The organism is Staphylococcus succinus (assembly GCF_029024945.1).
GTDB classification, from domain to species: Bacteria; Bacillota; Bacilli; order Staphylococcales; family Staphylococcaceae; genus Staphylococcus; species Staphylococcus succinus.
In genome coordinates, this window is record NZ_CP118976.1 from 505,715 (window position 1) to 526,017 (window position 20,303).

Here is a 20,303-nt window from a genome sequence, read left to right on the forward strand (position 1 = left end):
GTTCTCTCCTTTAAAATATGAGTTAAAGTATAAATCCTAGTCCAAACCCTTCTAGTTGACCTTTGTAAAATCCTCCGGTTAATTGCTGTGTTTTATTATTTTTAAGATGACATCTCATAAATGCACCTTTGTAATATGAACGTGGTGGTTGAGGCGTAATATCTAAGTGAATATCGGTAATATTTTGTGATTTAAACCATTGTTCCCAACGACGTAAAGCTTGAATCGTACGGTGATCGTGTGGAAAGAGTTGGCTTAATAAATCTAATTGTTCTGTTGTTTTTGTTGTTAATAGTTGAACTACAGGGTGTGAGATACTCAACTGCGATGTCAGTTCAGATATATTGCGTTCTTGTATTAACTTTAATATTGATGAACTCTGTTCTTTTGGAGTCAAGAGTAAATCAATTAATTGATAGTGACCGAGTATAACAAAATCTATATCATCATTGAGTGTTGTTTTAATATAATCATAAAATGTTGTAAAGTCATTTTGCATATCGGTTATAGTTGGATTGTAATGTTCGATACCTAGCTGAGTATATACATCATTATCACGAACAATAGGTCCTGTATATGCGACACTTTGATATTGCGGCGGGTAATTGCTGTAATAACGTAATAGTTGATCGGTAAAATCATTGCGGAGCGCAAAGATGTGATGGTCATGTTGCCAGAAACTACGCTCAGTCATTTGTTGCAAATCATCAGTTGTAAGTGTTTGCCATGACAAGGATTCAATAAAGCTGAAATCTACAAGATGATATCCAGCTTGTTGAAAATGTTTTAAAAAGGCTAATTCGTATTCTTTATTTTTGATTAAAGTTGTTGTATCCATGGTATGACCACCTCTTATTTATTTACTTTGTCTCTCTACCGAACTAAAGTATTTGCGATAAACAATACTTTAACACAGTTATTTTTTAAATTCAATAAATATTCAGAAAATAATAGTGATGGTTTATATTTGCGATGTATTATATCTCTGATTAAGTGTGTGAATCACCAAATATATACAAAAAGCTAAGCCAATTATAAGTTCGGCCTAGCGCTTTGTGTGCGGTAATTTACCACGGATTATGACATTTAATATTTCGTATTTAAAAAAGTAGGTGTATTTTTAAACAACGCTATGACCATAGTCTAAATATTTTTGCATTTCTTCTTGAGGAACCATGTGCCCACCTGTTGCCCAAACAATATGATTAGCATTTTCTATAGGAATACCATCTATTAACGCTTGGTTGATTGTGCTTGAAATACCAGCAAAACCTGAAGCGGCGGAGGGTTCTATAAAAATATCTTCCTTTTGATGTAGCATATATAAGTACTTGTACATTTGATTATCCTCCACTGTACACGAACCATATAATAGTGTATCCATAATTTGTCCAACTAAACGAGAAGGGCGAGACACTGCAAGCCCGTCTGCATCTGTGCGACCATCTAATCCGATATCTGATACAGAAATTTGATCATGCCTTTGTGTCATCATACCAAGCATCATACAGGGTGCATGTGTTGGTTCTACAAAAACACAATAGACATGTGTACCCAATATTTTATTTAACCCAAATGCGACGCCACCAGGACCTCCACCGACACCACATGGTAAATAAACAAATAATGGGTGTTGAGCATCAATTTGAATATTTTGAGCTTCTAATTGTGCTTTGAGGCGTAGCGCAGCAACTGTATAACCCAAGAAAAGATCTACAGAACCCTCATCATCCACAAAATGACAATTTGGATCATCTTTAGCTATTTTTCTACCTTCTGCTACAGCGAACTGATAATCAGATTGATGTTCGATAACGCTAACCCCTCGAGCGTGCAGTAAGTCTTTTTTCCATTGGCGTGCATCGCTAGACATATGTACAGTCACACTGAAGCCTAACTTAGCACTCATAATTCCGATGCTTAGACCTAAGTTACCAGTAGAACCAACTGAGATATTATATTTGCTGAATAATTGTTTATAATAGGGTTCGTCTAACTTAGCATAATCATCTGTCCATTTGAGATTCCCATGTTTCATAGCGATTGTTTCAGCAAATTTAAGTACTTCATATATGCCACCACGTGCTTTAATTGACCCTGATATAGCGAGGTGACTATCACACTTTAACCACACTTTACCAGAGCTTCTCAATTTTTCTGTACGCGCGATTTCGCTGTGCATATTTGGTATTTGCTTGAGCGGTGATTCAATGATGCCTTGGTCTGTTTCAGTTTCTGGAAAAACCTTACGAATATAACTACTAAAACGATCAAGACGAGCAGCAGCATCTTTAATATCATGGATTGAGAAAGGGAAAGGCGCAGGGGCTCTAAAGTTAGGATTCTTCCAAAAAATAGGCGTATAGTTAGCTATGTCATTAATTAAAGGGAAATCTTTTTTTAGCTGTACGTAATCTGTCATGAAAATCCTCCAATAAGTTATTATCAATTTTTTATGCGTTTACAATAAAAATTATAGCAAATTCAGAAAAAAGTATGTAAAGGTTAACAACGATAAAAAGAACTGATAGATGAGCTATAAAATGTTCTATCAGTTCTTGATTTAAAGGTAATAATAATAATAATTACGCTTATTTTTTGAAAGAATTACGAATTTTAGAAAACCAACTATGCTTTGAATTGACAGGCAATCCTAGAGGTTGCGTAATTTCATTTTTAAATTCTAATCCGCATTCTGTAGCTTCTTTCATCAAGTAAGCTTGGGAGTTCAAAGGTGAGGCGCTATTATTTATATAATGGTAATTACCATATTGATCTTGATAACGTCCTTTTTGATTATCTGATAATTGAAGCTGCAAGTAATCTAATAAGCGTTTAGCAATAGATTTGTTTTCGATAGGAAACAAAATTTCTACACGTTTAATCATATTACGTGTCATGGCATCAGCAGAAGATAGATAGATTTTTTCATCACCATTATTATGGAAATAGTAAATACGGGAATGTTCTAGGAAGCGACCGATAATACTAACAACCTCGATATTTTCGCTAATGCCGGGGACACCTGGTTTTAAGCAACAAATGCCACGAATGATTAATTGAACTTTAACACCTGCACATGAAGCTTTAAATAGTTGCAGAATAATATCTTTATCTGTTAAAGAATTCATCTTCATGATGATATGTCCATTGCCGTGTTGACGGTGGGCTCTAATTTCACATTCAATACGTTCTAAAAAGACATCCCTGATATCAAAGGGGGCTACGATAAGTTTGTTATAAATAGGTTTGACTGAGTATCCGCTCAAATAATTAAAGAATTTGATTGCATCTTCCGCGATTTCCTTATCAGTTGTAATTAAACCCATATCTGTATAAATATTCGCAGTCTTATCATTGTAATTTCCAGTACCTAAATGAACAAAAGAAGTCAGTGTGTTATTAATACGTTTGACAACAAGTGAAATTTTACTGTGTGTTTTTAAGTGAGTCATGCCATAAATCACATGGCAACCAGCATCTTCCAACATTCTTGCCCAATGTACATTGTTTTCCTCATCAAAACGTGCTTTAAGTTCAACGAGTACCGTGACTTGCTTTCCTTTTTCAGCGGCTACTTTCAAACTATTAATAATGGGAGAATCTTTGCTTACACGATATAAGGTTTGCTTAATTGCAATTGTGTTGGGATCATCGGCGGCTTCGCGAATAAAATCAACAATCGGTTCAAATGACTCATAAGGATGATGGAAGAAAATATCTTGTTTTAACGCAACATCAAATATATTTTCATTACCTAAATCTCTAGGTAGTTGAGGGACATATTTGTTGTATGTTAAATGATTTAATTTATGTGATAAATGACCTACTAAGTCAAAAAGCATAGTTAAATCTAGGGGGCCATTCAAGAAATATACATCTTCATCCTGGACTTCTAATTGATTCATAATCCAAAGAATATCTTCATTAGTGGCATGTCTTCCATCTACTTCTAAACGTACAGCTGTACCGCTTTTACGCTCTTTTAAGAAGCGTTCTATTTCGATTAATAAATCTTCAGCACCATCTTCATGAATAGTTAAGTCGGCATTCCTTGTTATTCTAAAAGTAAAAGTATTTAATACTTCATATCCTGTAAATAAATCATTAATAAAGTAAGTAATAATATCTTCGACCATGATAATATATTGTTTTTCACCTTGATTTAATGACCAAAAACGAGGTATTAGTGATGGAATCTGGACAATTGCTGAGTTAATTGCATCCTCAGTATCTATATCAACAAATATATTTAAACTTTTATTATTTAATTTGGGGAAAGGATGATACGCATCAATACCTAGCGGTGTAAGTGTTGGTAGTATATCCTTTGTAAATTCTGATTGTAATTGCGGTAGAAGTGACTCAGGGAGTTCCTCTGGTTTAACAATTTCAACATGATACTGACGTAATTCGTCTACTAATTCATTATAACGCATGTATTGTAATTCTACATTTTTCTTATTTTTAATTTTAATTTGTTTAAGCTGTTGTAATGGTGTTAACTGCGATTTATTTTCAGGTTTGTTGTATCCCAATTTAACTTGATCTTGTAGGCCAGCTACACGAACCATGAAAAATTCATCTAAGTTAGAGCTGAAAATTGAAATGAAGTTAAGTTGTTCGAGGAGAGGATTATTTTTATCTTTGGCTTCTTGTAATACACGATAATTAAAATCCAACCAACTCAATTCTCTATTATTATAATATTGTGGTAAATTGAAATCTTTTTCTCCCAAATTTCTCTGCATAGCGCTTTTTACACCTCTTATAGTCTAAATTACATATTGTGCTACGTATAACATAGCATATGAGTTTTAAGATTTTGTAAAGATTATAGACAGTTCCGTTTTTAATATTTTTTCAATATGTTTTTTCTGTCTTTGTGCCTGATATTCTTCTGCAATAGGTTCTCCAGAATAGTAAACATATAGCGTATAACCGTCGTTATTGTGTTGTAACTCAATGCGATCAACTGAATTCGTGTGCGAAATATTTAAAGCGTTCACGAATTTGATAATGCCACCTAAATATTGAATATTATCGAGCTCTTTACCACGTAACCATTTTGTTTCGTGACTAAAGAATTTTAATAGCGATTTATTCTTGAAACTGGCAAGTAGTGCGAGTTTTACTCTATCTTCATGAGAGAAGCCATCAATCATTGAATTGGCGATAATATAATACGTATGTGGTGAACTTGAATCAGCATCTATAAAGCGACCTAAGTAATACAGAAATGCACCTTCGGCAAATAATCTCACTTCATTTCTAGATACTTCTAATTGATTTAAAGCAATCAATTGATTTAATAAGGAATAGGCTAATTTAGCACGTTGTTCAGCACTTTCTTCCTCAATGCCGTATTCATTAGCTAAATGATATAAAGCATCTTTTCTAATATTTTCTTTTTTAAATTCTTCAGGATGACGTTCACTAATTAATTTCATAGCATAACCTTCACGTAACCCTTTACGCGAAAAGGTAAACTGTGTTGCATTCATTTTATTGAATAAAGTCTTGAATACGGCAACAGCTGGTAAAATAATATCCACGCGGTCTCTACTTAATCCATCGATATCTTTTAATTCATCTCGCGAGCTTTTTTTGATAATTGAATAGACTTCCTCAATATTATCTTCAACCATTGTATAATTATGTACACCCCCAATAGGGTAGGCATGTTCAGATTGATGAATACGTGCTACGTTACGTGCTGATCCTCCGATACCAACTAATCTGACTTTTTGATTTTTAATCCATGCAAGTTGATCAAATTGTTTTGAAATAAATTTTTCCATAGATTTTATTGCTGCTTTATCATTATGTTCTTTGTTTTCAAAGAACTTTCTTTTTAGCGTAACCACACCAAATGGAAAACTGTATGCTTCTATTAATTTTTTATCTTTAAATAAAGTGACTTCAGTCGAGCCACCACCAATATCCACAGATATACCATCATTAATATCTGTTGTATGCGTAATTGCATAGAAACCATAAAAAGCTTCTTCTTTTTCTGGAATTATTTTTATATGAATATCGAGCTCTTTTTTTATATGAGTAAGAATAGTGTCATGGTTTGAAGATTGTCTGATGGCAGCTGTAGCAACAGGATGTAATTCATTAACTTTGAATTTTTCAGCCACCTTTTTAAAGCTATATAATGCCTTAGTTAATACCGAAATACCTTCATCGTTCATGGATAAATCCGGAGTTAAATATTGACTTAATCTGGCAGGTGTTTTTATGTTTAATATTTCGTTTAATCCTGTTTTAGTATCAAATTCAAAAATAACAAGTCTAATGGTATTTGAACCAATATCTATTAATCCTATACGTTCCATGGTTGCCTCCTATACATATATGGTTAAATACTTTTATGTATATGTTTACCCGTTTATTACCTTAATATTACAGTAAATAAAATAATTTGAACCAAATATATTAATTGTAATTAAATAAAAATTAGAATGAATTTACGTTTTAATATGTAATAAAATTTTAAAAGTAAGATAAGCAATCGAGAGGAAGGTGTTTCTATGCTACGCAATAGCATGCCTCGCGATTGCTTATTTTGTAAGAAAATATAGTATAGTGTTTAATGTTTAATCATTAATGGCCCCCCTGGACCAAGTGGCCATCCTAATAAATACCAAATAATCATAAATAATGGCCAAACAATACTTAGAATAATGGTATAGGGCATTAAACTAGATAATAACGACCCTAACTTCATATTGTTATCATATTTTTGCGCATAAGATAATAACAATGGTAAGTAAGGCATCATTGGAGTTATTGGGTTACTGATTGAATCCCCTATACGATAAAGCATTTGCGTAAAAGCAGGATGAAATCCTACAATCATCAACATTGGTACAAAAATAGGAGCCAAAATGCCCCATTTAGCCGAAGCACTACCGATAAGTAAATTAATCATAGCACTTAATAATATGATACCTAAAATGAGAACGACACCGTTTTGATCTTGAAGCAAGGCAGCCCCCTTAACAGCTACAATAATACCTAAATTACTCCATTGTAGAAAAGCGAGCAATTGAGCAGCAAAGAATACGATAACGATAAATGAACCCATAGAAGACATTGAGTCAGCAAGCATCTTACCTAAGTCTTTTGTACTTCTGAATTTTTTCATCATAACGCCATAAACTAGTCCAGGTACTAAAAATAGTATTAAGATGAGTAATCCAACGCCGTTTATAATTGGAGCATCATTCAGTAAACTGCCAGTTTTTGCATTTCTTAAAAAACTATTCTGCGGTATAGAACAGATAATGATTAGTGCGATAACTACAAAAAAGCTAATATTAGCCCAAAATACCGCTCGATTCTCTTGTGGTGTCAGACCGGAATTGGCATCATTCACCTGAATGTCAGACTGAGATGCATCGAATTTGCCGAGTCTTGGAATAACAAAGCGCATGGTTACCCAATAAACAGCAGGTAATAATACGATGATGCTAGCAGCAATAAAATACCAATTCATAGCTACATTGATATGTACATCATCAGAAACTATTTTTGCTGCAGGCTCCGTAAATGAATAGAGCAAAGCATCTGACATACCAATCATGAAATTTGCTGAAAAGCCTCCAATAGCAGCGGCATAGGCCATCGCTAGTCCTGCGATAGGGTGATAGCCTAACTTAATAAATACCATTGCTGTAAGCGGAGGTAATACAATTGGAGCAGCATCACCAGCAGCATTTCCCAAAATACCAATAATTATAATAACGGGTATGATAATTTTTTGAGGTGTTTTATGTACAACTTGAACCATGAGCTTATCAAAATAACCTGTTTTTTCAGCAACGCCGATACCAAGCATAACTGCGAGTACTAACCCCAGTGCTGGAAATTCCGAAAAATTCTTAATGGCATCATTGAGAATCATCGCGAGTCCATCTTTACTTAAAATACTTTTAATTGTGATCGTATCACCAGTACCGGGATGTTTAACAGTAATATGAAATAGTGAGACAAGCCATGTAAGTATAGCGAGACCCAAACACATTAAAAAAAATAAAATGCTGGGATCCGGTAACCGATTTCCTACTTTTTCAACAATGTTTAAAAACTTATTTATAAAAGATATCTTTGCTTTCGAGTTATTAGCCATTGTACCGACCTCCCAAACAAGTTAACGAAATTATATCAAATTATGCATGTAAATAGAAAGAATATTCAGAAAAATTTCATTAGAAAATAATTGTTTATTGCTTTTAAGGTAAATTTGATGTGATTTAAAAATGATTCGCTATAGATTATTAAGGAGAATAGATGAGAGACGTTTTAGTAACTTGTAGAAAGGAAATACAGGTAATGATGTGATAATAATAAAGGAGTTGTGATTATAAATGGGAAGATTAGATCATAAAGTGGCAGTACTCACTGGTACAAGTACGGGAATTGGCGCAGCAACAGCCCAAATTTTGGCTAACGAGGGTGCACATGTATTAGCGGCAGATATTTCTGATAAAGTACATGATATCGTAAAAAAAATTAATGAAGCGGGTCAAAAGGCTTCCGGGTATGTTGTTGATATCTCTGATGAACATGCTGTAGAACGTTTTGCCGAATCAGTTAAAGAGGACTACGGTAAAATAGATATTTTGTTTAATAATGCAGGGGTAGACAATGCTGCTGGACGTATACATGAATACCCAGTTGAAGTATTCGATAAAATTATGGGTGTTGATTTAAGAGGTACATTTCTAATGACGAAATTCTTTATTCCAATGATGATGGATCAAGGAGGCTCTATAATTAATACTGCTTCATTCTCAGGCCATGCGGCAGATTTAAATCGTTCTGGATATAATGCCGCTAAAGGTGGTGTTGTGAACTTTACACGTTCAACAGCGATTGAATACGGTCGAGAAAATATTAGAGCAAATGCAATTGCACCGGGAACAATTGAAACACCACTTGTAGATAAACTTACGGGGACGGCTGAAGATGAAGCTGGAAAAGTTTTCAGAGAAAATCAAAAATGGGTAACACCACTTGGTAGATTAGGTACACCAGAGGAAGTGGGGAAACTCGTAGCATTTTTAGCTTCAGATGACAGCTCATTTATCACAGGTGAGTCAATTACAATAGATGGCGGTGTGATGGCATATACATGGCCGGGAGAGATGTTAAGTGATAAAAGTTGGCAACAAAACATTAAATAGTGAAAGAGTTATTGTTTTTAGAGTTTAAACATTATGTTTACTTAAAAAAATAATATTTGGGTTTTGAACACAACAAAGGTTATCTCGTTTAAAATACGAGATAACCTTTGTTTATAATTATTTTATTTGAGACTTTTAAAGGTTTCGATAACTAAATCTCTACTCAATTTATGATCTATCAATGCTTTTGGATAATCTGTGCCTACTGTTATATTATACTCACTTTTTAGTATATCTTTATTACTTGTAGGATCATGGATGAACTTACTAGGTATGTTTTTAAAAATGGATAATCGTGACTTAATAAAATCTCCTTGTAAATCGAAACGCTCACTTTGTCGAACAGGATTAAACATTCTGAAATAGGGTGCTGCGTCTGTTCCTGTTGACGCTGACCATTGCCACCCATGAACATTAGACGCATTATCATAATCAATTAAATATTTTCTGAAATAACATTCACCGAGGGTCCAATCAATAAATAAATCTTTTGTTAAAAATTGAGATACAATCATTCTTAGACGATTATGCATAAAACCAGTTTGCTTTAATTTTTGCATTGCAGCATCAACAATTGGAAATCCAGTTTCACCATTTTTCCAAGCTTCAAAATTTTGAGTATGATTTGACCATTGTATAGTACGGTATTTTTTATTAAACGATTGAGTGGCAGTTGCTGGATAGTAAGTCATCAAAATATAATAAAATTCGCGAAACATTAATTCTCTTATATATGCTTCATAATTAACTTCATCACTATCATAACCATTTAACAAATCATTAATGATTTCCTGAATATCAACTAATCCAAAAGCTAAATAAATACTTAATCCGCTCACATAATCGTTTGAAATATCATTGGTTAAATCTTTGTAAGAAGAAATATCAAAATCCAAAAAATTTTGCCAATCTTTTAGTGCCATTTCCTCTAAGTCTTGTGTATAACGTAATGATAGTTTACTTTGATTCGAACCTTTTTCTGCGATTTGACTTAATTGCTTTAAATCATAATTTTTATTTGAACGATTCGCAATATATTTTCTATTGGTTTTGTAAAAACTTGTGAAAATTTTGTAAGGATGTAATTGCTTATTCAAAGTACTTGAAGGTTTAAAATAATGGTTCACGCGTTTGCCAATCACCTTTATATTAAAGTTATTGAAACGTGATTTAAGGTGTGGGAAATCATATTCATCATGGTGATAACTCATTATATCTTTTCCTATTAATATATGACTTAACTCTAGTTGATTAGCTAATGTCGGTAAAGTTTTATACGGGACAATGTAAGGGTGAATATTATGTTGCTGTAAGGAGTTAATAAAACCGCTTGCTACACTTTCATAATAATCTTGCTTTGCTTTTCCTGCATCTGAAAGGTCTTCTAAAGGTATAATAAGATATAGTTTTTTGATTTTATCTTGATTATGTATTACATAATCAAATAATGGATTGTTGTTAATTCTAAAAACACGATTAAGTAAGACCCCTAAATACATAATAATAATGCCTCCTTGCCTTTTAAACTATTTTAGTATTGTACTTTCAATTAAATATTGGATTTGATATTGATGCGCTAACTTCTTTAAAAATAGTCTCAGTACTTCTTCGCCTTTTTCATCATTTTTAAAAGCAGATTTAAGTTCTAAATAATGCGTTTTTTCTTCAAATGATGCTCGTTTTTTAAAATATCCCCACATATGATCAGCGGCGTTAATAACATTGGATTTTGTAATAGGTGTTTTTAAAGCTATTTTAATTTCATTCTCAACTACTGGATAGGAGGCGTCATCTTTTAATAATTCACGTATGTATAAATAACTTTTATGATTGTGCCATAGAACATTATATTTTTCTGTACGCCATAAACGTTCGGTTTTTTGTTTTTCTTTCATAAATAACTCCTTATCTCCTAATAAACAATTTAGTGTGTCTTGGTAATCCTAAATAGGGTGTTTACAATTCATTTTTAGGGTAATGATTAAATAGAGGTGAATTAAAAAATGAACAATGATAAAATACTTTCAACCATAAATAATATATTAAGCCAATCAAAAATTGGCGTCTTATCAACTGCACATCATAATGTACCTCGTAGCAGGTATATGGTGTTCTACAATGACGGATTGACACTCTTTACTAAGACGAGTATAGATTCTATTAAAGTTAAAGCATTTAAGGATAATCCTAGAACTCACGTTTTACTTGGATATGATGAAATGAACAATCGTAGTTTTCTTGAAATAGATGGGCTTGTGGAAATTACTAAAGATCAAGCAACGATTGATTGGTTATGGGAACAGCAAGATAAAACATTTTTCGATTCTAAGGAAGATACTGACTTATGCGTACTAAAAATAACGCCAAAATCAATAAAAGTTATGAATGATGATAATATAGATACACCACAAACAATTACATTTGAGTAATTTAAAGACGTTCAATTTCACTTAGGAAACGGTGAGATTGAACGTTTTTACATATTTTGACTAATTAGTGATAATCAGGATTATCTTTATTTAAAAACCAATTACCAGTAGTCAGATAACTCGCAAATGTAGACCATAATACATAAGGAATCATAATTAAGCCACTAAGTTTATGTGCTTTAAAAAACTTCATACACATAACAATAACTGATAATAATAGAATATAACTTTCTATTAAAGCCAAGCCACGTAATTTAAATTTAAAATATAACAAGGACCATAAATAATTCAATCCTAATTGTGTATAATGTACGCTTGTAATGTGTGATGAATTATTTTGAGTATTTTTTGCTAAAGTATATGCAATACCCATGCATGTATATAATATAGACCAAACTATAGGAAATACATAGCCAGGTGGTGAAAAAGGTGGCTTTTTTGTTTTTCTTAAATCTGCACGTGCATTTTTTACTGCATATGCACCTATGAATTTACCACCTATGAGAGGTAAAGTTATTCTGAATATATTAGTAATTATAGACAAAATGGCACACTCCTTAGTGTTTGACATTCAATAGTATATTTTTCTTTGGTAAAAGTTTTGTGGATGTTATTAAAATAGCGAAAAACCCTAATGAAATACTAAGGTTTTGAATTAATTTTTTTTTAATTTTAATATTATGAGTATGAGCAAAGTCGGGTTTTGAGAGCGTATTCATTTTTCGTGCGAAAATATTCATTACGCTTTTGTGAATTTTAGCTTGCGTTAAAGTATAAACAAACCATGGTAATGTAGGTTGGTATTCTTGCAACGCAATTAAAGCTTTGTCGCTATCTAAGATGCGTCGAAATTCCAGCGTTGCTTTACCACCATTCGTTGAATAAGCAAAGTCACCACCAATAATTCTATATAAGACTCTATTAGTATTAGATGCTTCATGATCTTTTTTTAATAGTAATAATAATTTATTCAGTAGGGGTATTTTTATTTTAAAGTAATTATGATTAATTTCGCTTTTAACAAAGTTAAAAGTAAAGCGTCTTAAAAAATCTGAATACTCGTTTGCTACATCATTTATTGTATAGTCGTGAGGCACTTTTATACGTGTAATTGCTCTAACATCTTTGATTTGAAACTGTTTTTTTGTATTAGCACTTTTATTTGAGCTTTGTTTTTCTTCTTCTTTTAGTGCCCGTTCAACACTTTCTTCATAATTTATTTTACCGATTGAAATGTCATTTACGGTGTGTTTTTGTGATCTAGTCATGTCGTGAATTAGGCTATCCATTAAAGGATACACCATTTCTTTTGAAGTTCCAGAAATCACTTTTACCCAATATTTACTTAACCATATTGGAATGATTGGGATATCAATCATAGGTAAATTTTTTTCAAGTACGCGGGAGGTGCGTCTGAATAACGATTTATACGTCATATGTTCAGGGCCACCGATATCAATGGACTCGTTTTGTTTAGGCTGTCTGTCAACTAAAGTTGTGAGGCCATTGATAACGTCATTAATTGAAACAGGTAATGTCATGTTATAGGCCCAAGCAGGTAAAACAAGTAATGGTAATCGCTCAACGAGTTTTTTGAGTATGGGATAGGAACTGCCTTTGGCACCGATAATTAGACCAGCTCTTAGTGTACTAACAGGTATTCCATAAGAACCTAGTATTTTTTCACATTCTAATCTACTTCTCAGATGGGGAGATAAAGTGTCAGTATTTGGAATTAGTCCACTTAAAAAAATAATGTGTTTAATACTATTTTTCTGTGCAGCTCTAGCAAAATTATCTGCAAGTAAAGCATCCATATCTTCAAAATTAGCTTGCGTAAGCTTGGCTGACGGCATCATCGAATGAACCAAATAAATCGCTATATCAACATCTTTCATTACCTCACTTATTTCATCTAAATCAAATAGATCTGCAGCTTTCCATGTCACATTTTTTTCATTTTTTTTATTTTTTATATTTCTTGAAATAGCAACTATTTCATGATTTTTTTGGAGGTTTTCTTTAAGGTGCCCGCCGATATAACCCGAAGCACCTGTTAATAAGATTTTTGGCATACTTCACACTCCTCTACCTCATATTTTTATTAAGACAATCCTTATTCAGAACAATGAAGAAAAGTAAAATATCATAAGTAATTGATTAAAAGTTAAGTGGATAATTTCTTGAAATTATCCACTTATTTATAAAAATATTCCCTTTATTAGGGGGAGGAAACATGTAACGTAATACATTAAATTTAAATAAAAGGGTTAAAATATATTCTATAAGAAAATGTTAGATAGAGATGAATTTATAGGAGGATAAAGCATATAAAATAATCTCTTACAAAAAATTGTAAGAGATTATTGCAATGACTAATATAATAGACAAAACGTATATTTAGACTGTGAAATATTATATATGAATAATGCCAAGTATTACCAAATAATTTGATCAATAACATCATCATTTAATGACTTAACAATTTCAGTGACTAAAGCGACAGAATTTTTATAATCATCTGTGTGTAATACAGAAACATTTGAATGCATATAACGTAATGCTACGCCGATAGATACAGTTGGCGTACCCTCATTGGCTACATGTATACTTCCCGCATCTGTACCACCACCAGCAGTTGTATCTAATTGAATTGAAATATTATGTTTTTGGGCAACGGCTTTAATATGTTTGGTAAACCCAACATGACCGATATTTGACGCATCCATTATAATTACAACAGGTCCATTACCAAGTGCAGTATCACTTACTTGACCAGACATACCTGGTGTGTCATAAGCCACTGCAACATCAACTGCGATTGCTAAGTCTGGTTTAACTTTATTTGCTGCAACTTTCGCACCACGAAGACCGACTTCTTCTTGTACATTCGCTCCAGAGACAAGGTTCACATCAATTGCTTCATTTTTGAGATTTTGTAATACATCTACAGCTAATGCACAACCATAGCGATTATCAAATGCTTTAGCGGTTAAATATTTTTGGTTTGCTAAAGTTTCAAATTCGCTATAAGGCGTGACCATATTACCGACCTCAATACCGTATTGTTCGGCTTCTTTTTTACTTTTAACGCCGATATCAATAAACATTTCTTTCATATCGACATTTTTTTTACGATCTTCAGGAGATAATACATGAGGTGGTTTTGAACCGATAATGCCTCTTATTTTTCTGCCGTCATCAGTAGTAATAGTTACTTTTTGAGATAACATGACTTGATTCCACCAACCACCAATAGGCGTGAATTTTAAGTAGCCTTCATTATCTATTTTAGTAACAATGAATCCTATTTCATCTAAATGACCAGCAACCATTAAAGTTTTAGTCCCATTAGTTGCGGACTTTTTACCGAAGATGCCACCTAAATTGTCCTCTACAATTTCATCGCTCACTGGTTCTAAATAATCATGCATTAGAGCTTTAACGTCCATTTCATGTCCGGCAATACCATCAACATCTGTTAAAGATTTTAATAATTTTACTGACTTGTTCATATAATTCCTCCCATTAAAATTTGATAACTTTATTTTACCATGAAGTTATTGAATATATAGTAATTTGAATATCACAGCTGTTGATAAATACTAGGATATAGAAATACAAACTTTAGTTTAAGTCCGAGTTAAAAAGTAAGACTAAAAAGGTGCAATAAATAAATAGCCATGTTTCAATATAAATATAAGAAGAGTGGAGGGATTTTTATATGACAGAAATAACACATCTTACTTTTGGTTCGGACGATGCAGCTATTACAGTAGAATCATTTATAAACTTTGCATGTCCTTATTGTAAAAATTATTTTAAAGCTGCAGATAAAACACTGCAACCGCTTATAGAGCAAGGAAAAGTGAAACACGTCATCAAACACTTTGATAAAACAAAGCAAGGTTTATTAAAAGGTACAATTGCTAATATTTATTTGGATTATCACCAACCAGATGAAACATTAAAAATCATTCATAAACTATATGATACGCAACGAGAATGGAAAGTCAGCTTTGCTGCTATTGAAGGGAAAATGGAGCAAGAATTTAAATTAACGCCTCGAAATTCGGCAGATGCGCGGTCATTGGCAATTCATACAGAAACCTTTGAAAGGGGAATCAACGGAATTCCAACAGTGTTTATTAATGGTGAAAAGTTTGAGTTTAATCCCTTAGAAGATACACAAAATGTCATCGAATCAAAATTAGTACAACAAATAAATGAAGCATAATTTTTTATAAAAATAAGCTCTATGACTACGAACAGTATGTTGGGTACTGATGCATATCATAGAGCTTTTTATATTATTTAGTAGATTCAATTAATTTTAATTTATAGTCTTGGACGGATTGAATGCCGCCATCTTTCTTTTTAATAATAATATGTTCTTTAGATATCTTTGTAGGAGATTCTACGCCCACTGCAGCTGCTATATTAAATAATCCCTCGTGCAAGCTTGTAACAAAATTAGTTACGCGATATTTTTTCTCATCTATACTCAAACCTTTTTCTCTCTTAGGATCAGTCGTTGCCACTCCAACAGGACAAGTATTCATATGACATTGTTGGCTCATAATACATCCAACACTAATCATCATCCCACGAGCTACATTTATTACATCAGCACCAAGGCCTAGTGCAATCGCAATTTTATCAGGGGTTATGAGTTTACCGGAGGCGAAAATTTTAATACGATCTCGGATTCCATATTTTTCAAGTATTGCTGTTAAGATAGGTAAAGCAGTAAATAATGGTAAACCGACACCATCTTCTAATTCCTGGAAGGTAGCGCCTGTGCCGCCTTCTCCACCATCAACAGTAATAAAGTTTGGATATTGTTGAGTCTGAATCATAGCATCAACTAGCGCTTCAACTTCAGATATTTTGCTGATGACAATTTTAAAGCCAACAGGTTTTTGACCATGATATTGTAGATTATTTACCCAATTGAGCAATGCTTCTGGTGTATCTATATTATCAAAACGATTAGGAGAATTAATTGTTTTCCAAGGTTCAACATTTCTAATTTCTGCTATTTCCTCTGTAACTTTGTTGCCTTGCATGTGTCCACCACGCGTTTTTGCACCTTGCGCCAACTTAATTTCAAATGCTTTTACTGCTTTATTATTAGCAAGCTGTAGAAATGCTTTTAAATCAAACTCACCTGCTTTATTTCTTACTCCAAAGTAACCGGGGCCTATTTGAAAGATGATATCAGCATGCCCTGAAAGGTGATATTTTGACAATCCGCCTTCACCTGTATTCATCCAAGTACCAGCGCGTCCCAGTCCTTTTGAAAGTGCAGTAATAGCGTGACTACCTAAGGCGCCGTAGCTCATACCAGATTGACCGACTAACCGCTTCAATTTGAAAGGATACTTAAGGTCATTACCGAGTATTATGGCATCTTCATCAGATAAATAATAGGGATCTATTTCAGTTTTATTACGATGTTCTTCACGATCCAATAAACGTTCATTATCAATGTGGTATACAAACGTTGAAATCATAGGTGATTGATCGATGTGTAATTCAGTCGTTTGAAGTGGAAACATTGTATTTTGAATATAAAAGCCATCTTCGTATTTTTGTTGTGTACCAAAACTTGTCATGCGCGTATTGTATTTTCCTGCAATCACAATATTAATAAAGTCATTACGTGAAAAGGGCTTACCTTCAGTATCTGCCAAAAATAAATACTGTCGGAGTTCTGGGCCTATTTTTTCAACGAAGTAACGTACACGCGCAAGTAAAGGATAATTTCGTAACACGCTATGTTGTTTTTGACGTTTATCTTTAAATAGTAATAGTACGCCAATGATGAGCATACTTAATAAAAATAAAACAATAGTGATGTTCACGATGAATTGCAATACAGTTAATATAGCCATTTCATACCCCTCCTATTTATGTATATACTACAACAAAAAACAAATATTACAACAATTCTATCAACGAAAAAATATATCTTTTAATATTATATTTTTTATAAAAATATATAAACTTTCATTTTATGAGATGTACATATTTAGAATAAATCGTGATATATTGTATATATTATTGAGAAAGGTGTTTTATTTACATGACAGAACAATTAAAACAACAAAGAGATGTTACAGATGAAATGAATATTTGGCGACAAAATAAAGTTGTAAAAAAAGATTTTTGGCTAATTCCTATTTATATAATTACTTATACTATTATTCCTACAATGTTATTTCTTTTTCTCTATATTATAATGTTAACCTTAAATATGAAAAATGAAGCTTTAATTTCAACTAATACGATTACAATTTTAGGTGGATTACTTGCTGAAATCATTATTTTATTAAGTTTTTATGCCTTTCATCATAAAGAGGGTATTGCTTATATTGGTATAAAGCGGTTTAAAAATGTAACTAGATATATATTACTTATAATAGCGACCTATATGTTCATTATTATTTTATCACCTATATATGAATGGTTAATCACCTTTTTACCTAAAGCATTGCAATATGGGGTAACAGAGAATCAAAAAGAAATAAACGGTATGTTTAAAGAGAAGTGGCTATTACCGTTAGTGTTTTTAGATATTGTAATCCTTACACCTATGATTGAGGAATTATTATTTAGACATTTAATTATTCATGAATTAGGCAAAAAAATTACATATAGTTTGGCAGCAATGCTTTCTGTGATTCTCTTTGCAAGCATTCACGTATTGGGAGCAACTTCTCCATTTGAAATTGGTGGATATATCATTATCGCTACAGGTCTTGTTTTTGTTTATCTTAAGAGTGGTATGAATTTGGCGGTATCTATTTCGCTACATGCATTAATTAATTTTATTTCATTTATAGCTACAATCGTTTTTAAATAAAAGTATAACGCAGAGCGTTGTTTATAAAGACTTATATATCCTAGCAATCAGAATGATAGTCATTTGTCATGTTAATAAAGCATATATAGTAATGCTTTATTAATACCGCTATCTGTTTGGGATATCATTTAAATGGCGTATCAATGATAGGAGGTTATAAGATGTTAAAATTAGAAAATATCTCATATAAGGTAGATAATCGAGTCATTATTAATGATCTTAACCTAAAGATAGAAAAAGGTGACACAATTGCTATTATAGGGCCTTCTGGAAGTGGTAAGAGCACCTTGTTACGCCTTATTAGTAATCTAATTAGCCCTACGCAAGGTGAATTATATTTAAACGGCAAAGCATACAATCAAATTAACCCGGAAAGATTACGCATGGATATCAGTTATTTACTACAAGAAAGTGATTTATTTGATAGAACCATAGGTGAAAATTTAGCATTTCCATCTATTGCGAGGGGTGATAAATTTGATCGAAAAAAAGCCAAATCATTATTGAAAGCAGTAGGATTAGGACATTATCATTTTAATACTCGAGTAGAGCGATTATCTGGTGGAGAACGTCAACGTATTACAATCGCTAGACAATTGATGTATACACCTAAAATGCTGTTGTTAGACGAAGCAACAAGTGCTTTAGATACTGAAAATAGCGAAAATATTGAAAGAATTATATTTAAATTAGCTGAAGAAGGCATTTCTGTTTTGTGGATTACACATAGTAATAATCAAAGTATGAGACATTTTAAAAAGCGTATTCGACTCGTTGATGGCAAAATTGAGAAGGAGGAGCATTTACGATGAGTACAACCGCGTTAGCACTTACAGGATTATTGTTGCTCTTTCCAATTATTGTATCGTATAAAGAGAAATTACATATTATTAAAGACTTACTTATTGCCACGATACGTGCTGTTGTACAGCTTGTGATTTTGGGATACTTATTGCATTTTATTTTTAATGTGAATCAAAAATGGATCTTACTCTTATTTGTGCTAGTCATCATTATAAATGCTTCTTGGAATACGATAGGTAGGGCATCACCTGTAATGCATCATGTTTTCTGGATATCATTCATTGCGATTTTTATTGGTGTGGCATTGCCTTTAACAGGTGTTATATTAACTGGAGCAATTCAATTTAAACCTAATGAACTAATACCTGTATCTGGAATGTTGGGGAGTAATGGGATGATTGCAATCAATTTGGCATATCAGAATTTAGATAGAGAATTTGTAAAAGAAATGAGTCAGATTGAGGCGAAGTTGGCATTAGGAGCAAACCCCAAAATTTCTTCTAAAGCAACGATTCGTGATAGTGTAAAGACTGCAATTGTACCAACTATTGACTCAGTAAAGACTTATGGCATTGTATCTATACCAGGAATGATGACAGGTTTAATCATTGGGGGCGTTGCGCCATTAGATGCAGTTAAATTTCAATTAATGGTTGTATTTATTCATACCACAGCGACGATTATGTCAGCGCTTATTGCAACTTATTTAAGTTATAAACAATTTTTCAATGAACGTCATCAACTTATAGGGCGAGAGTTATTGAAAGAAAAAAAGTTATGAAAATTAAATCTGGATATTGTTATAAATCATATTTATCCCTCTTTAATATAGTCGTATTAAAGGGGGTTTCTATGTGCAAGATATTTTAAGTTATATAGTTCATATTTTTCTCAATAAAAGGTAATTAAATTATTAATCTTATATAAGGATAAAGCGTCAATGTGTTGACGTATGGTTTATAATATAAGAGTTATGAAAAATTTTAAAAATAACTCGAGAAAGGA

At 32.5% G+C, this 20,303-nt stretch carries 17 protein-coding genes; 6 read left to right on the forward strand and 11 right to left on the reverse strand.

Features of this window, described 5'->3' with window-relative positions; all coding sequences use genetic code 11:
• Window positions 1–22: 22 nt before the first annotated feature.
• The 5 genes from PYW31_RS02195 to PYW31_RS02215 all read right to left on the reverse strand — a co-directional run bounded on the left by PYW31_RS02195 (window position 23) and on the right by PYW31_RS02215 (window position 8,140).
• Complete coding sequence (locus PYW31_RS02195; protein WP_046835866.1) at window positions 23–838, reverse strand: ATP phosphoribosyltransferase regulatory subunit; 816 nt, start codon at window positions 836–838, stop codon at window positions 23–25.
• 282 nt (window positions 839–1,120) lie between these two features.
• Complete coding sequence (locus tag PYW31_RS02200; protein ID WP_046835865.1) at window positions 1,121–2,422, reverse strand: D-serine ammonia-lyase; 1,302 nt, start codon at window positions 2,420–2,422, stop codon at window positions 1,121–1,123.
• A gap of 169 nt (window positions 2,423–2,591) precedes the next feature.
• Window positions 2,592–4,751 (reverse strand): RNA degradosome polyphosphate kinase, encoded by a 2,160-nt coding sequence (locus tag PYW31_RS02205; RefSeq protein WP_046835864.1) that lies wholly within the window; start codon window positions 4,749–4,751, stop codon window positions 2,592–2,594.
• Window positions 4,752–4,817: 66 nt separating this feature from the next.
• Entirely contained in the window at window positions 4,818–6,344 is a 1,527-nt protein-coding gene (gene ppx, locus PYW31_RS02210; RefSeq protein WP_046835863.1) for an exopolyphosphatase, read from the reverse strand.
• A 254-nt stretch (window positions 6,345–6,598) separates the two neighbouring features.
• The gene (locus PYW31_RS02215; protein ID WP_046835862.1) at window positions 6,599–8,140 is read right to left on the reverse strand and encodes an AbgT family transporter; all 1,542 of its coding nucleotides are present in this window, start codon (window positions 8,138–8,140) and stop codon (window positions 6,599–6,601) included.
• Between the two features lie 238 nt (window positions 8,141–8,378).
• On the opposite strand from PYW31_RS02215, the gene PYW31_RS02220 reads away from it, so the two are divergent.
• On the forward strand, window positions 8,379–9,197 hold the full coding sequence (locus PYW31_RS02220; protein ID WP_046835861.1) for an SDR family oxidoreductase: 819 nt from the start codon (window positions 8,379–8,381) through the stop codon (window positions 9,195–9,197).
• A gap of 122 nt (window positions 9,198–9,319) precedes the next feature.
• Here PYW31_RS02220 and PYW31_RS02225 read toward each other — a convergent pair whose 3' ends face one another.
• Both PYW31_RS02225 and PYW31_RS02230 read right to left on the reverse strand, forming a co-directional pair.
• On the reverse strand, window positions 9,320–10,696 hold the full coding sequence (locus PYW31_RS02225; RefSeq protein WP_046835860.1) for a cryptochrome/photolyase family protein: 1,377 nt from the start codon (window positions 10,694–10,696) through the stop codon (window positions 9,320–9,322).
• A gap of 27 nt (window positions 10,697–10,723) precedes the next feature.
• Window positions 10,724–11,092, reverse strand: a complete 369-nt coding sequence (locus PYW31_RS02230) for a DUF1722 domain-containing protein (RefSeq protein WP_046835859.1) — start codon at window positions 11,090–11,092, stop codon at window positions 10,724–10,726.
• A gap of 108 nt (window positions 11,093–11,200) precedes the next feature.
• On the opposite strand from PYW31_RS02230, the gene PYW31_RS02235 reads away from it, so the two are divergent.
• On the forward strand, window positions 11,201–11,626 hold the full coding sequence (locus PYW31_RS02235; protein ID WP_046835858.1) for a pyridoxamine 5'-phosphate oxidase family protein: 426 nt from the start codon (window positions 11,201–11,203) through the stop codon (window positions 11,624–11,626).
• Window positions 11,627–11,690: 64 nt separating this feature from the next.
• On the opposite strand, the gene PYW31_RS02240 is transcribed toward PYW31_RS02235, so the two are convergent.
• The 3 genes from PYW31_RS02240 to PYW31_RS02250 form a co-directional block, all read right to left on the reverse strand.
• Complete coding sequence (locus PYW31_RS02240) at window positions 11,691–12,197, reverse strand: TspO/MBR family protein (protein WP_046835857.1); 507 nt, start codon at window positions 12,195–12,197, stop codon at window positions 11,691–11,693.
• The gene (locus PYW31_RS02245) at window positions 12,184–13,701 is read right to left on the reverse strand and encodes an NAD(P)H-binding protein (RefSeq protein WP_063410242.1); all 1,518 of its coding nucleotides are present in this window, start codon (window positions 13,699–13,701) and stop codon (window positions 12,184–12,186) included. Before PYW31_RS02245 ends, PYW31_RS02240 begins: the two co-directional genes overlap by 14 nt.
• A 363-nt stretch (window positions 13,702–14,064) precedes the next feature.
• Window positions 14,065–15,141 (reverse strand): M42 family metallopeptidase, encoded by a 1,077-nt coding sequence (locus PYW31_RS02250; protein WP_046835856.1) that lies wholly within the window; start codon window positions 15,139–15,141, stop codon window positions 14,065–14,067.
• A 209-nt stretch (window positions 15,142–15,350) separates the two neighbouring features.
• Here PYW31_RS02250 and PYW31_RS02255 point away from each other — a divergent pair, with 209 nt between their 5' ends.
• A complete protein-coding gene (locus tag PYW31_RS02255) occupies window positions 15,351–15,863 on the forward strand; it encodes a thioredoxin domain-containing protein (protein WP_046835855.1) in 513 nt (170 codons plus the stop codon).
• A 73-nt stretch (window positions 15,864–15,936) separates the two neighbouring features.
• On the opposite strand, the gene PYW31_RS02260 is transcribed toward PYW31_RS02255, so the two are convergent.
• The gene (locus PYW31_RS02260; protein ID WP_046835854.1) at window positions 15,937–17,523 is read right to left on the reverse strand and encodes an FMN-binding glutamate synthase family protein; all 1,587 of its coding nucleotides are present in this window, start codon (window positions 17,521–17,523) and stop codon (window positions 15,937–15,939) included.
• A 191-nt stretch (window positions 17,524–17,714) separates the two neighbouring features.
• Between PYW31_RS02260 and PYW31_RS02265 the strand changes: the two genes are divergently transcribed.
• From PYW31_RS02265 to PYW31_RS02275, 3 genes are all read left to right on the forward strand, one after another.
• The gene (locus PYW31_RS02265) at window positions 17,715–18,494 is read left to right on the forward strand and encodes a CPBP family intramembrane glutamic endopeptidase (protein WP_046835853.1); all 780 of its coding nucleotides are present in this window, start codon (window positions 17,715–17,717) and stop codon (window positions 18,492–18,494) included.
• A 161-nt stretch (window positions 18,495–18,655) separates the two neighbouring features.
• On the forward strand, window positions 18,656–19,306 hold the full coding sequence (locus PYW31_RS02270; protein ID WP_046835852.1) for an ABC transporter ATP-binding protein: 651 nt from the start codon (window positions 18,656–18,658) through the stop codon (window positions 19,304–19,306).
• A complete protein-coding gene (locus tag PYW31_RS02275) occupies window positions 19,303–20,079 on the forward strand; it encodes an ABC transporter permease (RefSeq protein ID WP_046835851.1) in 777 nt (258 codons plus the stop codon). Before PYW31_RS02270 ends, PYW31_RS02275 begins: the two co-directional genes overlap by 4 nt.
• The last annotated feature ends 224 nt before the right edge of the window (window positions 20,080–20,303 follow it).

Excerpts from the sequence above, each read along its gene's own strand:
- PYW31_RS02200 (WP_046835865.1), bottom strand. The coding sequence starts at position 2,422 with ATGACAGATTACGTACAGCTAAAAAAAGATTTCCCTTTAATTAATGAC.
- ppx (WP_046835863.1), bottom strand. The coding sequence starts at position 6,344 with ATGGAACGTATAGGATTAATAGATATTGGTTCAAATACCATTAGACTT.
- PYW31_RS02235 (WP_046835858.1), top strand. The coding sequence starts at position 11,201 with ATGAACAATGATAAAATACTTTCAACCATAAATAATATATTAAGCCAA.
- PYW31_RS02255 (WP_046835855.1), top strand. The coding sequence starts at position 15,351 with ATGACAGAAATAACACATCTTACTTTTGGTTCGGACGATGCAGCTATT.
- PYW31_RS02275 (WP_046835851.1), top strand. The coding sequence starts at position 19,303 with ATGAGTACAACCGCGTTAGCACTTACAGGATTATTGTTGCTCTTTCCA.
- PYW31_RS02250 (WP_046835856.1), bottom strand. The coding sequence starts at position 15,141 with ATGAACAAGTCAGTAAAATTATTAAAATCTTTAACAGATGTTGATGGT.
- PYW31_RS02230 (WP_046835859.1), bottom strand. The coding sequence starts at position 11,092 with ATGAAAGAAAAACAAAAAACCGAACGTTTATGGCGTACAGAAAAATAT.
- PYW31_RS02270 (WP_046835852.1), top strand. The coding sequence starts at position 18,656 with ATGTTAAAATTAGAAAATATCTCATATAAGGTAGATAATCGAGTCATT.
- PYW31_RS02195 (WP_046835866.1), bottom strand. The coding sequence starts at position 838 with ATGGATACAACAACTTTAATCAAAAATAAAGAATACGAATTAGCCTTT.
- PYW31_RS02205 (WP_046835864.1), bottom strand. The coding sequence starts at position 4,751 with ATGCAGAGAAATTTGGGAGAAAAAGATTTCAATTTACCACAATATTAT.
- PYW31_RS02240 (WP_046835857.1), bottom strand. The coding sequence starts at position 12,197 with ATGTCAAACACTAAGGAGTGTGCCATTTTGTCTATAATTACTAATATA.
- PYW31_RS02220 (WP_046835861.1), top strand. The coding sequence starts at position 8,379 with ATGGGAAGATTAGATCATAAAGTGGCAGTACTCACTGGTACAAGTACG.
- PYW31_RS02260 (WP_046835854.1), bottom strand. The coding sequence starts at position 17,523 with ATGGCTATATTAACTGTATTGCAATTCATCGTGAACATCACTATTGTT.
- PYW31_RS02265 (WP_046835853.1), top strand. The coding sequence starts at position 17,715 with ATGACAGAACAATTAAAACAACAAAGAGATGTTACAGATGAAATGAAT.
- PYW31_RS02215 (WP_046835862.1), bottom strand. The coding sequence starts at position 8,140 with ATGGCTAATAACTCGAAAGCAAAGATATCTTTTATAAATAAGTTTTTA.
- PYW31_RS02225 (WP_046835860.1), bottom strand. The coding sequence starts at position 10,696 with ATGTATTTAGGGGTCTTACTTAATCGTGTTTTTAGAATTAACAACAAT.
- PYW31_RS02245 (WP_063410242.1), bottom strand. The coding sequence starts at position 13,701 with ATGCCAAAAATCTTATTAACAGGTGCTTCGGGTTATATCGGCGGGCAC.